A 12720-nucleotide genomic window follows, 5' to 3' on the forward strand; every position below is an offset into this window, starting at 1 on the left:
AGGCCACCGGCGGGGTCAGGTCACCGGAGGAGCTTGGGCCGGCCGGCGCCGCCCGGTGAGGGCGTCGACGAGGCCGAACAGGGCGAGCGCGGCGAGCGCCAGCCCCTGGGTGAGGAAGACCAGCACGTAGAGGCCGATCAGGATCGGCGTGCGGCCGGGCTTGCCGCGGCTGCGGTCGTGGAGCGCGGCGAGCCCCTGCAGCGCCAGGGCGGCCGCGAGGGCGCCGAGCAGCGCCACCCCGAAGGCGCCGGCATAGCCCGGCAGGAGCGAGAGCACGGCACCGACGACCAATCCCCACAGGGCCCGGCGCGGCAGCGCGGTGGCGGGCAGGTCCGGCCAGGGCCGGGCGAGGCGGCCGGAAATCTGCACCACCCGGGCGCCGGCCCAGAGATAGAAGGTCAGGAGCAGGGTGAAGGTCGTCGCCATGATGGCAGGGGCGAGGCCCGCGACACGCTCGGCGATGCGGGCGAGGTCGTCCTCCTCCAGCCCGGCGCCGCGGGACGGGGTCTCCTGCATCTGCAGTTGCAGCATCGCCCGGGCGAGGCGGCGGACCCGCTCCTGGTAGGCGGCGTGGTCGCCGGAGGACAGCATCACCACGACCACGAGGGCGATCGCCGCGGTGACGGCGACCCAGGCCAGCAGCCGGCCGGTCGGGTACCATTCCATCCCACCGGAGGACTTTTGCCCGCCGGAGGACTTCTGGCGGCCGAGCAGCGCGAGGTAGCCGAGCCACCAGGCGGGGAGCGCGGTCGAGACCAGGAAGGCGAGGCCGCGCAAGGGGGACGAGACGATCGCGAGGGCGAGCGTGCCGGAAGCGGCGGCGACGAGGCCGGTCCTGTGGCTCCAGCCCATCGCCACGATCAGGATCGGCAGCGGGGCGAGCAGGTAGAGGGCCAGCGCGAGCGGCGTCGCCTGGACGACGACCCCGATCAGGAGCGCCGAGGCGAGGCCGGCGACGACGCCGATGCCGGTGTGACGAACCATGACACCTTGTCCGCTGTCCCGCCGCCCGTCCGGGCGGGGTTAGAGGCGCGAAAGAGAACGCCCCAGCGACCCGGCGGCGGGAAGCCGCCGGGTTGTTGATCGAAAGATTTAGCGGATCACGTAGGGCAGGAAGCCCAGGAAGCGGGCGCGCTTGATCGCCTGGGCGAGCTCGCGCTGCTTCTTGGCCGACACCGCGGTGATGCGCGAGGGCACGATCTTGCCGCGCTCGGAGACGTAGCGCGAGAGCAGCTTCACGTCCTTGTAGTCGATCTTCGGGGCGTTGGGGCCCGAGAACGGGCAGGTCTTGCGCCGACGGAAGAACGGACGACGGCCACCGCCGCCACCAGCACCGAAAGCCATGGCTTACTGCTCCTCGTTCGTGTTGCGCTCGGCGCGCTCAGGCCGCTCCGGACGGTCGCCACGGTCCGGACGGTCGCCGCGCTCGGGGCGGTCACCGCCGCCGAAGCCGCCGCCGAAGCCGTCGTCATCGCGGCGACGGCCGCGCTCGCGGTCCTTGCGCTCGTCGCGGTCACGCTTCTGCATCATCGCGGACGGCTCGGACTCGAGCTCCTCGACGCGCACGGTCATGAAGCGCAGCACGTCCTCGGAGATGCGCATCTGGCGCTCCATCTCGGCGAGGGCCGCCGGGGGAGCGTCGATGTTGAGGAGAGTGAAGTGCGCCTTGCGGTTCTTGCGGATGCGGTAGGCGAGAGACTTCACGCCCCACATCTCGGTCTTCTCGACCTTGCCGCCGTTCTGCTCGATGACGGACTTGTAGGTCTCGACCATCGTTTCGACCTGCTGCGAGGTCACGTCCTGGCGAGCCAGGAACACATGCTCATAGAGAGCCATGATGGGCCTTTCTCAGGGAGACTAAGGCCCGCTGCACGAGCACGCGGGAAGCGGTTTCGGGCGTCGGGCCGGTTCGTCCTCGCGTCGCACGGCGCCAAGCCCTTCGAGCCTGCAAAGGCCCGAGCGGTTGTTCGAAGGCGGAGACACGGGACGACGGGGCGGACCCCTGTGCCGGACATCAAGCCCGACACCGTCCGTTCAGCCCCCGGCCGGAGCGAACGCGAGGCGCGGCCTATAGCAGGTTCGGGAAGGAAGGCAAGAGGGAGCGCGTCGGACGGCGCTAAGGCGGGCGTAACCATCGCGCCGCTAGGGTAGCGCCGCGTTCACTACAGGATGTACTCGCCCGATGGCGTCGGCCGCGGCCTTCCGACCCGACAGAGTGCCGCCGGCGGCCTCCCTCGCCGACCTCGTCGAGGCGGCCGAGCGGGTCGTCGATGCGGGCCGCACCCTCGACGGCGTCGCCGACCTCCTGGTCGCCCGGGCCGGTGGGCTCTCCGCCACGCAGGTCGGCGCCTTCGACGAGGTGCTGACGGTCCTCGTCGAGGGGGCCGGCACGGGCTCGCGCGGGCGGCTCGCCCGGCAGGTCACCGCGCTTGCCCGGCCGCCGCGCAAGCTGGCCCGGCGCCTCGCCTGCGACCCCGAGGCGAGCGTCGCGGTGCCGGTGCTGGCGCGCTGCGCCGCCCTGTCCGACGAGGTGCTGCTGCGCGTCGCCCGCAGCCGCGGACCGGTGCATCTCGCGGCCATCGCCCGGCGCGAGACGGTCGCCGCCCGGGTGGCGGACGTGCTCGCCGACCGGGGCGACGAGGCGGTGATGGGGACGCTCGTCGCCAATCGCGGGGCGCAGCTCTCGCTGTCGGCGCTGACGCTCCTGTCCGCGCGCATGGAGGACCGGGACCGCCTCGCGGCGGGGCTCACGGCCCGCGGCAGCCTGCTGCCGGGCCAGCGCGAGGCGCTCCTGCGGCCCGCTGCCCGCCCCGGCCCGCCGCGGCGCGCCGTCGCGGCGGTCGCCCTGCGGGTCCGGCTCGGGCTCGATGAGGCCGACCTGCGGAGCTGGCTCGCGCATGGCCGGACCGCCGAGGCGCTGATCGGCCTCGCCCACCTCGCCGGCTGCCCGCCCGAGCGGGCCGAGGCGGCGCACCGCGCCCCGGCGTCGCGGGCGCTCGCCCTGATCGTGCGGGCGGCGGATCTGCGGCTCTCGACCCTCGGCGCCTACCTGCGGGCCCGCCCCGGCCCGGCCCCGACCGCCGAGGCGGCCGGCGCGGCGGTGCAGGCCTACCGGTCCGTGACGGTGGCGCAGGCCCGTGCGCTGGTCGCGCCGCAGGGCTGAACGAAGCGGGCAGCGCGGAGGCCGCCGTCAGCAGACGCTCGACCCGCTCGAATGGACCGTCGTCGTCCATCCCCGTAGGGTGGTGCCCGAGGTGATGGTGAACAGACGCGAGATCAGCGGGAACAGGGCGACGTACTTGATCTGGATGACGACGACGATCGCGTTGTCCTTGTCAGACATCAGGGCGAGGGCGCTCGCCGATACGTCGGATTCCAGGTACGTCATGTTGCCGGCACAGATCTTGATCGCGTTGTTACTCTCGCTGATCTGCGCCATGCTGACGGTCGGCTGGTTCTGGCTGTACCGGACCAGGGTGTTGGCCTGCCGCGCCATGTAGGCGTTCATCGTGTTCGTCGTGCAGCTCTGGTCGCTCGATCGGGAGCAGCTGGCGATCAGGCTCCCGATCTGCGTCGACGAGCGCTCGATGTCGCGGGTGATGGTCGAGACCTGGATGAAATCGACCAGCCCGGCGAACAGCAGCAGCAGGATCGTCGCCAGAAGGGCGAATTCCACCGCCACCGACGCCCGTTCGCTGCGGCGGAACCGGTCGATGATGGCGAGCCCTCGCGGGCGGCGCGGCGCGCTCATCGCCGGAACACGACCGAGGCTTGGGCGGTGATCGCCGGAATGAGGGGCAGGATGCGCAACGTCGGCAGCGCCGCCCGCAGCAGCAGCGCGTCGCCGGACGAACCCGCGCTGAACGTCGCGCCGGTGACGCCCGTGGCCGCGGTCGGCGCGTCGGTCAGCCGCATCATCTCGACGACGACCTGCGCCTTGCACGATTGCGTTTGCATGACGCGGATCTTCGCGCACAAAGTCGTCTTGTAGAGGTCGGCGCTGGCGAGCAGCAGCTCCGGCTCGGGCGCCGAGGCCGAATCGTACAACGCGTTCGACAACAGCACCTGCGTGTACTGGGCAATGACGAATTGCAGGGCGCCGATGATCATGAAGATCGTCGGCCAGGCCAGGAAGGCCATCTCGACCGAGGCGACCCCGCGCCGGCAGTCGCGCAGTTCGCGGAGACGATGACGCCACATCTCCTCGCGCCTCAGCTGGGGCAGGAATTGCGGCAGATGCGCAGGTAGTCGATCAGGCCGCCATAGGTGTCCTCCCGGCCCGCCGCCCGCCAGCTGATCCGGTACTCGGTCGTGCTCGCGCCCGGGTCGACCGGAACGACGAAGTTGATCACCCGCTCGGTCCACGCATCCGCCTGCACGCAGACATCGACCATCGAGGAGGCCGCGAAGGTGTAGTTGCCGGACTTCTCGACGTAGACTTCGATGCGGTTGGTCTGTCCGTCGACCTGGTACCACGAGACGTCGCTGTCCTTGGCGCCGCAGATGACCCGGCCGGGCTGGTTCGGATCGCGCTGGCGCGCGATGTACCAGTACCGGACCTGATAATTGCCCGGCGACAGATCCATGATGCGCGACATCGTCGAGTTCGAATGGCAACTCTTGTTGCCGGCATTCGCCGAGGTGTTGCAATCGCTGTCCAGCTCCGCGAAGAAATCGCCGAAGCGAACGACGTTGCTGGCCAGTTCGCGCTGGCCGTTGATCTCGATGCCGGCATTCTGCGTCGTCCAGCCGTTCCAGCTGTTGCCGTTCTTGACGCCGCCGAGCACGCTCCAGCTGTTGTACTGCACGCTGTGGCTCGGTCTCTCGAACGACTCGGTGAACAGCAGCTGCGGCGCGCTACTCGAGGTCAGCGCGGTGGCGGCCGAGACGACCGGGCAATCCCGCGCGACCGCGAAGTCCACACCCTGCATCTTCAGGATCGAGCTGAAGACGATGGGCATCCGTCCGGTCGCCGAGACGTGGACGTTGATGTCGGTGGTGTTGGTAGCCGTCAGGACGTCGCTCGCGTTGAGCCCCTTGGCGACCTTGACGCGGTCGGCGATCGGCTGGATGTCGGAGGCCGGATACAGCTTCGTGGCATCCGTCGACCGCACGTCCTGCGGCTTGCGGGCGTCGATATAGGCCTTGGCCTGGAGGCAGGCCAGTTCGGCCGCGCTGGTCAGGCGCTGGCGGTAAGCAAAGGCGCGAGAGGCCTCGATCGATCCACCGACGCCGATCAAAAGGGCCGGCAGCGCGATCGCGATAATGATTGCGACGCTGCCGCTCTCATCGTTCAATGACATAAAATTGATCCGACGATAGACTCACAAGTGAAACTGCGCCGGCATTTGCTTATTTTTCGATAATGGGTCCCTCGAAAACGAGCATATCTGCGTTTCGCGCACCGCGTGACTGCTCGGCGACCGGCGTTCCAGCCGTCGCGAACAGCGCACGCGGGCAAAATACAGGGATCGTCCTGGGCAGTCCTGCAAATCCCGGCGCCAAGCTGCCGAATTCAACTGCCCGAAGGTCAGCCACTTCTTCGCGCACTTCGGAGGCTCTCGGTGCCAGCCGGGGTCAAGATATAACAGCCGAGATGCTCCGCCCAATGCAGTGCGGACTGTCACGCGGCGCCGGTTGTCTCGTCGAAGCGTCGGCCGGAAAATAGGAATATAGATCCAATCCGCGCCTGTGACGGCTGAGCCTCGTGCATCTCACGAAACTGCCGCCGCACTGGCGCTGCCGCAGCCGGCGACGACGGTGGTCGGGAGATTTGTGAGGGGCGCCTCATGGCCCGCCCCGGCGGGCGGGCCTCCCGCCGCGGGACTCGTCGCAGCCTCGAGCCCCGTCGAGCAGGACAGGGCGGGGCGTCGCGCGACAGGGGCCGGCGGGCCGCGGCCGCATTCCGTCACGGAGCCTTCGCGGCCGTCCCCAGATGCTTGTCGAGGAAGGCGGCGATCTCGGTGAAGACCTCGCGGGTCTCGGGCGCGTCCGGATCGAACAGGTACTGGGCGTGGCTCATGCCCTCGAACACCTGGAGCGAGGCGTCGACCCCGGCCTGGCGCAGCTTGCGGTGGGTGCGCACGGTGTTGGAGAGGAAGAGGTCGCGGGTGCCGGTGGTCAGGATGGTGGGCGGCAGGCCGCGCAGGTCGCCGTAGATCGGCGAGAGCTGGGGGTCGCGCAGGTCGTGGCCGTCGGCGTAGAGCTTGGCCGCCCGGGTCAGCACGCCGTCATAGGAGACGAGCACGTTGTCCAGCCACTCGTTGGCCTTGTAGCTGTCGCCGGTCTCGGTCAGGTCCGACCAGGGGGTGCCGGGAGCGATGGCGGCCGGGAGCGCCAGCCCCTCGCGCCGGGCCCGCAGCATCAGCGCCAGGGTCATGCCGCCGCCGGTCGAGGTGCCGAACACCGCCATGTTCCCGGCCGGCTGCAGGGCGAGCGCGGCCTTCCACACCGCCATCGCGTCGTCCATCGCCGCCGGGTAGGGCGCGTCCGGGGGCATGCGGTAATCGAACGAGATCACCGTGAAGCCGCCGAAGGCCGCCATCAGCACCGCCTCCAGCGTGCCGGCCTCGCCCGGGTTGTAGACGTACCCGCCGCCGTGGATGTGGACGAGGAGTCGGTGACGGTTGCGCTCGGGCACCACCTTCGGGGCGATGATCCAGGCCTTGACGCCGCCGATCACCTCCGGGGTCGAGACCACGCCGAGGCGCTCGCGCAGGGCCGGCAGGGGCGCGGCGGTCTGGGCCGCGAGCTTCGCCACCAGCGCCTTCCACTCCGCCGCATTGCCCGGATCGGCGTTCCAGGCCGGGGTCTTGTAGGGCGCCGCGATCGCCGCCTGGAATTCGGGGCTCACCGTGCCCGGCACCGGGATGCGCCGGCCCGGCACGGTGCGTGGGCCCGGCGCGGCGTTGGCGGCGTTCTGCGCCGCCTCCATGCGGGCGAAGTCCGACGCGTCGGCGCTCGGAGGCCCCGCCGGCTGCGGCTGCTGCTGCGCGAGGACGGCCGTCGGCAGCGCGAAGGCCAGGAGCAGGGCGGCGAGGCGGCGCGGGCCGGGCAATGGACGGCAATCCTGTCAGCGTGGAGCGCCGCACGATTCGCATGGCCGTCCCCATCCCGCAAGATGGGCGGGTCCGGCGCGGGGGGCCGCCCCGCTACGGCAGACCGCGCCGCAGGGGCGAGGCGTCGTAGCCGTCGAGCAGGTCCTGCGGATCGCGGTAGATCGCGGTGCAGCCGGCCTCGCTCAGGCCCGCCTCCGGGAAGCCGCCGCACAGGACGCCGATCACCGGCAGCCCGGCCTTCACCGCGGCCTCGGCGTCGTAGGGCGAATCGCCGATCACGATCGCCTGGCCCCGGGGCGGGCGGCCGAGCTTGTCGAGCGCGGCCTCGAAGATGTCCGGATGCGGCTTCGAGCGCTCGGCCTCGTCGGAATTGGTCGCCACGTCGACGAGGTCGCGGATGCCGGCGATCTCCTGGTAGTGCTCCACCTCCTCGGCCTTGCCGGAGGAAGCGAGCGCCAGCACGTGCCCTTCCGCCTTCAACCGCTCGAACAGGGCCCGCACCCCGGGAAACGGCTTCACCGCCGACAGGTACTTCGTCTTGAACAGGTCGGAACGGAATTGTTCGAGGTTCTCGCCCTCGCGCTCCAGGCGCTCCTTGGGCACGAAGACCGGCATCAGCTGGTCGCCGCCCTTGCCGATCTGGCTGCGGACCCGGTCGGCCGGGACCGTGATCCCGAAGGCGGCGAAGGCCTCCGCCCAGGCCTTCGCGTGCAGGTCGACGCTGTCGAGCAGGGTCCCGTCGATGTCGAAGATCAGGTGGCGGATCATGCGGGATACTCCTGTTGCAGCCGAGCACGAAAGCCATGCAAAGCGCCGGGGTTCCGTGCGGCTGAAGCGGCGCGGCTGGCGTTCGAGCAGCGCGACCGTTAGAGGTTCGTCAACGCCGTTCCCGCCGGCCGGTGGGACGGCTCCTTCGAGAACCCGGGAAGTGTCGATGTCCGTCCTGTCCAGAGCCTGCCTCGTCGCGGCCGTGGCCGCGCTCGCGGGCGGCTGCATCAGCAATCCCCTCGGCCAGGTCGGCGGCGTGCTCCCGGCGGGCGATGTCGGCCCGCCGCCCTCCTTGCGCGGCGACGTGAAGCTGCCGGCCCGCAGCAGCGGCGACCTCGCCCAGGCGGCGACCGAGCCGACCCGCCGCCTCAACGTCCCGACCAATTCCCGCGCGAGCGGCGACACCCTGAGCGCTCCGCCCCGGCGCATCCGCCGCGAGGACATCGAGGGCGAGGGCGGTGCCAGCGGCAGCGGCGGCAGCAGCCTGTCGCCCACCATGGGCTCGGGCGGCTCGGTCGGGCTCGGCGGGAAGTTCTGAGCGGCGAGTCGAAGTTCTGAGGGCCTGTTTGAGCGGTTGCGCCGAACGATCTGCACACAGGCCGACATCCCTCCACGTCATCCCGGGGCTCGTCGAAGACGAGAACCCGGGATCCATAACCGCCGGGGTCTACGGAAGAGGCGAACAGCGTTCCACTTCATCCTGCACCGTCAGCGGTTATGGATCCCGGGTTCCGCTCCGCGGCCCCGGGATGACATCGAGGGTTTCAATGCGGTCGGCCAACTCAAACAGGCTCTGAGCGGCAAGCTCTAGGAGCTTCGAGACTCGCGGCTCTCCGCATCGGCCTTGGCGGCCGCGCGGCGGGCCCGGGTCTCCTGCGCCCGCGCGGTCTCGCGCAGGCGCCGCAGGCGCTCCTCCAGGCCGGCGCGGGTCGCCGGCCACCAGCCGCGGCCGGGCGCGTCGGCCGCCGCCGCCGGCACCGCCTCGGCGAGTTCGCCGAAGGTCGGGATCCGCCACCAGCCCCAGACCAGCGGCCCCGGCGCGGTGATCGCCGGATACTGGGCGAGCGCGTCGGTCTCGGCGATGGGGGCGTCGTCGAGGGCCTCGAACACCACCACCCCTGCCTCCGCCACCTCGACCGCCGCGCCGAGCGGTGGGGGATCGCTCCGCGGCACCGGGTGGCGCCGGCGCCGACGCTCGGCTTCCGCCGCGGGGTCGCGGGCGGCCTCGCGCCGGGCGCGCCGTGCCGCCGGCTCGCTGGCCGCCGCCGCCGCCTCGATCACCGGCCAGACCGCCTTCAGCGCCTCGTAGGAGCGCCAGGGCACCCGCCAGGCCCGGATCTCCGGCGCCCAGGCGGCGAACGGGATGGTGCGCAGGGTATCGACGACACTCCGCGAATAGGGCGTGCGGACGAGGAGCGCGTCGGTCTCGGCCGCGAGGTAGGGGCTCTCCAGGGGCTCGAAGGCGTAGGCGTCGCGGCCCTTGTCGTCGCCGTAGGCGTCGAGGGCCGAGATCTCCCGGGCGATCCAGGCATCGGCCCGCTGCTCGGCGGTGGTGCCGGGCACGAACCAGCGCCGCAGCTTGCGCCGCCAGCGGGCGGTCGGAAACGTCTCCTTGAAGCGGGCCAGGAGCGCGCGGTCGAACGGCATCGCCACCAGCACGCCGGGGCGCTTGGCGGTGCCGGGCGCCACCGCGAAGCCCGCCCCGCGGGCGACCTCGCCGGCAGGCGCCCGCGGCGCGTCGGGCGCGTCCTGCCTGTCCTCTCGCCTGTCCTCCTGCCCCGCCTCGGTCATGACCGTCTCAGATCGTCGGGGCCCGGCCGCCGTAATAATCGTCGAGGCGCCCGCCATAGGACGGATCGGTGAAGGGGTCCTCGTCCGGGCCGTGGCGCGGGGCGCCCGCGAGGGTGTCGGCGTCGATGTCGATGACGTAGCCGCCGAGCCGCACGTCGTAGGTCAGGGACTTCCAGGGCACCGGGTGGTAGCTCTCGCCGAAGCCGAGGAAGCCGCCGAAGGACAGGACCGCGTAGGCGACCTGGCCGGTCACCTTGTCGACCATGAAGTTGTAGACGCTGCCGAGATGCTCGCCCTTGCGGTCGTAGACGGCGGTACCCTCGACCTTGTTCGAGGCGATCAGCCGGCGGGTCTCGTCGAGGGCGACGCCGTCGCCGGACGGGTCGAGCTCCATCGTGCCGGGCTCGCGGTAGGCACGCTCGTTCGGCGAGGCGCGGTTCTGCGGGAGTTCGGTCGGCATGGCGGGACTCCGGGACTGGTGTGCCTCGGGGGAACCGGGCTCGCCCGCAACGGTTCCGCGCGATCAGCGCACCTTGGCTTCCTCTGCGCTCTCCTCCTCTGCGCTCTCCTCGGCCTCCTCCCGCTGCTGCTGGTCGACCTCGGTGCGCACCGTGCGGCTCGCCAGCGTCATCTCGATCGCGAAGGCGGTGAGCGAAGCGAGCGTACAGACGATGGCGGCGCCGAACAGGAAGAACAGCACGCTCGCCACCGCGGCGTCCCGCAGGGTGCCGAGGAAGAGGGTCAGCACCGCGCCGCAGATCGCGACGCCGCCGAGCGCCGCGACCACCACCGCCACGTCGAGGGCGAGGCTGCGCCGGCGCAGGTCCCGGAGCCGGGCCTGGTCGCCGGGCCGCTCGGTGATGCGGTCGGAGAGCTTCTCGACCTGGTCGGCGATGCGGGCGTGGCGGGTCGAGAAGACGTTGAGCAGCGTCGCGATGCCGGAGAGCAGGAAGACCGGAGTCAGCGCCACCTGGATGATGTGGGCGGTCGAATCGACCTGGGACGGATCGGCGGAGGGGAGCATGCGAGAGCAGGGGCGGGCGGGAGGATCCGCCCCGGAGGCGGCGGCGCGGCCGGGCACCGGACCGGATCCGGCGCGATATAGGGCGTGGCAGCGGAACGGCATCACGCGACGCGGATGCTGCAGCGCGGCAGAGGGAGCCGACCGATCGACCAGGGCACAAGTACTCCATTAGAGTACTTTGCACAGGATGGCGGCAATCGACATCCTGCACGCAGAGGTGCCACGCCCACATTGCGCGCGATCCGACCGGCATCTTGCGACGAACGGCTCCTCATCCGGATCATGCCGAGGATGCATTACGACCCGGAGGCCGCCGCCCCACCGGAACCTTGACGCCCGGCCGGTACAAAACTACTAGTACTCGCAGGAGTTGCAGCTTTCCGGGGGGCAACCCGTCGGAACGCGTTCCAGCGGAGGGGTGCGTGCGGGGACGAGATGGGACGCTGGCGGAACCGCCGCCGGGAGGGCTGGCCGCGGCCTGCGCGGCGCCGGATGCGGTGGCGACCTGGCAGTGGGACATCGGGCGCAACGTCCTGTGCGGCGATGCCCGCATGGCGGCCCTCTACGGGCTCGATCCCGACCACCTGCGCATAGGCGCGCCGATTCCCCTTCTCCTCGACCGCATCCATCCGGACGACCGGGCCGGCGTGAAGGCCCGCATCGCGCGGGCCGCGGAGGAAGGCGGGTCCTACGTCCTGCCCTACCGCCTGCTGTCGCGGGACGGCGGCGTGCGCTGGGTCCTGTCCTGCGGCCGCTGCACCCGCGACGCGTCGGGCCGGCCGCTCGAAGGGCGCGGCGTGGTCATCGACCTGACCGGGGGCCAGGCCCATCCCCTGGAGCGCGCGGCCGAGCACGGCATCGCGGTCCGCCGCGCCGTCGACGACTGGCACGACCCGTTCCTGCACCGCCTCGCCGACATGCTGCTCCTGGAGATCGGCCGCGGCCTCGCGGCGGATCAGGGGCCCTCGGTGTGGAAGAACTGAGGGCGTCGCCGGCTCGTTTGTCCCGGTCGCGACGTCGCTCTCGATTCCGCTCGACCAATCCAAAGATATCACATCCTCTGCGTCATCCCGGGGCTCGACGAAGTCGAGCACCCGGGATCCATAACCGCTGAGGTCTCCTGAAGAGGCGGGCAGCGTTCCGCTTCATCCTGAAGCGTCGGCGGTTATGGATCCCGGGTTCCGCTGTCGCGGCCCCGGGATGACGCACAGGGTTTCAAGGCGGGCTTTCACGTCGAACAGGCACCGAATCTGTGCCGGTCACAGCCCGGCCGGCCGTCGCCTCACCCCGCCACGATCGCCAGCCGCGCCCCGTGGGTGAGGCGCAGGTCGAGGTCGCCCGCGGCCGCGGCGGCCCGGAACACGGCCGCGACCGGGCCCTCGCCCCGCTCCGCCAGCGCCCCGGCCAGCACCCCGTCCGCGCCCGTCGGGCTCGCCAGGGTGACGGTGGTGGCCGGTCCGAGCGGCAGGGTCACGGCGCGGGCCGGGCTCCCGAGGATCTCGGCCTCGACGATCGGCGCCTCGGCCCCGGTGCCGAGGAGGGCAGCGGTGCGGGCGCGGGAGGCCGCGACGTCGCGCACCGCCACCGTGAGCGAGGCGACCCCGGTGACGCCGTTGTCGTGGCGGCGCACGTCGCCCTCCTGCACGCGCAATGCGCGGGGCGTGACGTCGCCGCACAGGAACGGCACGTCGGAACCCGGCGCCCGGGCGGTCTTCCAGTCGAGGCGGGCGCCGTCCGGCCGGAAGCGGCCGCCGGCGACCGGATCGGCGATGTCGAGCCCGCGCTCCTGAGCCGCCCTCACGTCGGCCTCGATGGCGGACGGCAGCAGCGCGTGATCGAGGAAGCCCTCGCCGGCGCGGTGATAGACCTCCGACCAGCGGTTGCCGGGTTCGGGCTTCTTGAAGGCGATCAGTTCCAGGTAGGCGCCGTCCTGAAGCACCACCAGCACGTTGTGGGTGATGCCGTTCTGGTGCTCGCCGCCACGGATCACCGTGAAGCCGAGGCTGGAATAATCCGCGAAGGCCGCGTCGAGGTCGGCGACCGCGATGACGAGGTGGTCGAGGGTGAGGGACATGACGT

15 protein-coding genes are annotated in these 12720 nt (G+C 71.4%); 3 read left to right on the top strand and 12 right to left on the bottom strand.

The window, feature by feature from the left end; translation table 11 throughout:
• Window positions 1-15: 15 nt before the first annotated feature.
• From BM430_RS17300 to rpsF, 3 genes are all read right to left on the bottom strand, one after another.
• Entirely contained in the window at window positions 16-984 is a 969-nt protein-coding gene (locus BM430_RS17300) for a DUF2232 domain-containing protein (RefSeq protein WP_093568494.1), read from the bottom strand.
• A 108-nt stretch (window positions 985-1092) separates the two neighbouring features.
• Window positions 1093-1344, bottom strand: coding sequence for a 30S ribosomal protein S18 (rpsR, locus tag BM430_RS17305; protein WP_012332436.1), 252 nt, complete (start codon window positions 1342-1344; stop codon window positions 1093-1095).
• Between the two features lie 3 nt (window positions 1345-1347).
• Window positions 1348-1836 (bottom strand): 30S ribosomal protein S6, encoded by a 489-nt coding sequence (gene rpsF, locus BM430_RS17310; RefSeq protein WP_093568495.1) that lies wholly within the window; start codon window positions 1834-1836, stop codon window positions 1348-1350.
• 346 nt (window positions 1837-2182) lie between these two features.
• On the opposite strand from rpsF, the gene BM430_RS17315 reads away from it, so the two are divergent.
• Window positions 2183-3163, top strand: coding sequence for a DUF2336 domain-containing protein (locus BM430_RS17315; protein WP_093568496.1), 981 nt, complete (start codon window positions 2183-2185; stop codon window positions 3161-3163).
• A gap of 27 nt (window positions 3164-3190) precedes the next feature.
• Here BM430_RS17315 and BM430_RS17320 read toward each other — a convergent pair whose 3' ends face one another.
• The 5 genes from BM430_RS17320 to BM430_RS17340 form a co-directional block, all read right to left on the bottom strand.
• Complete coding sequence (locus tag BM430_RS17320) at window positions 3191-3751, bottom strand: hypothetical protein (protein WP_093568497.1); 561 nt, start codon at window positions 3749-3751, stop codon at window positions 3191-3193.
• The gene (locus tag BM430_RS17325) at window positions 3748-4200 is read right to left on the bottom strand and encodes a TadE/TadG family type IV pilus assembly protein (RefSeq protein WP_093568498.1); all 453 of its coding nucleotides are present in this window, start codon (window positions 4198-4200) and stop codon (window positions 3748-3750) included. Before BM430_RS17325 ends, BM430_RS17320 begins: the two co-directional genes overlap by 4 nt.
• 11 nt (window positions 4201-4211) lie before the next feature.
• A complete protein-coding gene (locus tag BM430_RS17330) occupies window positions 4212-5303 on the bottom strand; it encodes a pilus assembly protein TadG-related protein (protein WP_093568499.1) in 1092 nt (363 codons plus the stop codon).
• 605 nt (window positions 5304-5908) lie between these two features.
• Entirely contained in the window at window positions 5909-7057 is a 1149-nt protein-coding gene (locus tag BM430_RS17335) for an alpha/beta hydrolase (protein ID WP_244539525.1), read from the bottom strand.
• A gap of 94 nt (window positions 7058-7151) precedes the next feature.
• Window positions 7152-7826 (bottom strand): HAD family hydrolase, encoded by a 675-nt coding sequence (locus BM430_RS17340; protein ID WP_177303088.1) that lies wholly within the window; start codon window positions 7824-7826, stop codon window positions 7152-7154.
• A gap of 166 nt (window positions 7827-7992) precedes the next feature.
• Between BM430_RS17340 and BM430_RS17345 the strand changes: the two genes are divergently transcribed.
• Window positions 7993-8364, top strand: coding sequence for a hypothetical protein (locus tag BM430_RS17345; protein ID WP_093568607.1), 372 nt, complete (start codon window positions 7993-7995; stop codon window positions 8362-8364).
• A gap of 269 nt (window positions 8365-8633) precedes the next feature.
• Here BM430_RS17345 and BM430_RS17350 read toward each other — a convergent pair whose 3' ends face one another.
• From BM430_RS17350 to BM430_RS17360, 3 genes are all read right to left on the bottom strand, one after another.
• Window positions 8634-9617, bottom strand: coding sequence for a hypothetical protein (locus tag BM430_RS17350; protein WP_244539526.1), 984 nt, complete (start codon window positions 9615-9617; stop codon window positions 8634-8636).
• Window positions 9618-9624: 7 nt separating this feature from the next.
• The gene (locus tag BM430_RS17355) at window positions 9625-10077 is read right to left on the bottom strand and encodes a PRC-barrel domain-containing protein (RefSeq protein ID WP_093568500.1); all 453 of its coding nucleotides are present in this window, start codon (window positions 10075-10077) and stop codon (window positions 9625-9627) included.
• A gap of 63 nt (window positions 10078-10140) precedes the next feature.
• On the bottom strand, window positions 10141-10641 hold the full coding sequence (locus BM430_RS17360) for a DUF2721 domain-containing protein (RefSeq protein WP_093568501.1): 501 nt from the start codon (window positions 10639-10641) through the stop codon (window positions 10141-10143).
• A 422-nt stretch (window positions 10642-11063) separates the two neighbouring features.
• Here BM430_RS17360 and BM430_RS17365 point away from each other — a divergent pair, with 422 nt between their 5' ends.
• Window positions 11064-11624 carry a PAS domain-containing protein gene (locus BM430_RS17365; protein WP_143132061.1) on the top strand — a complete coding sequence of 187 codons (561 nt, stop codon included), beginning with the start codon at window positions 11064-11066 and terminating at the stop codon, window positions 11622-11624.
• Between the two features lie 299 nt (window positions 11625-11923).
• Here BM430_RS17365 and BM430_RS17370 read toward each other — a convergent pair whose 3' ends face one another.
• On the bottom strand, window positions 11924-12715 hold the full coding sequence (locus tag BM430_RS17370; protein WP_093568503.1) for a VOC family protein: 792 nt from the start codon (window positions 12713-12715) through the stop codon (window positions 11924-11926).
• Window positions 12716-12720: the final 5 nt, after the last annotated feature.

Origin of the sequence: Methylobacterium sp. 174MFSha1.1, from assembly GCF_900116815.1 — a bacterium.
Classification (GTDB): domain Bacteria; phylum Pseudomonadota; class Alphaproteobacteria; order Rhizobiales; family Beijerinckiaceae; genus Methylobacterium.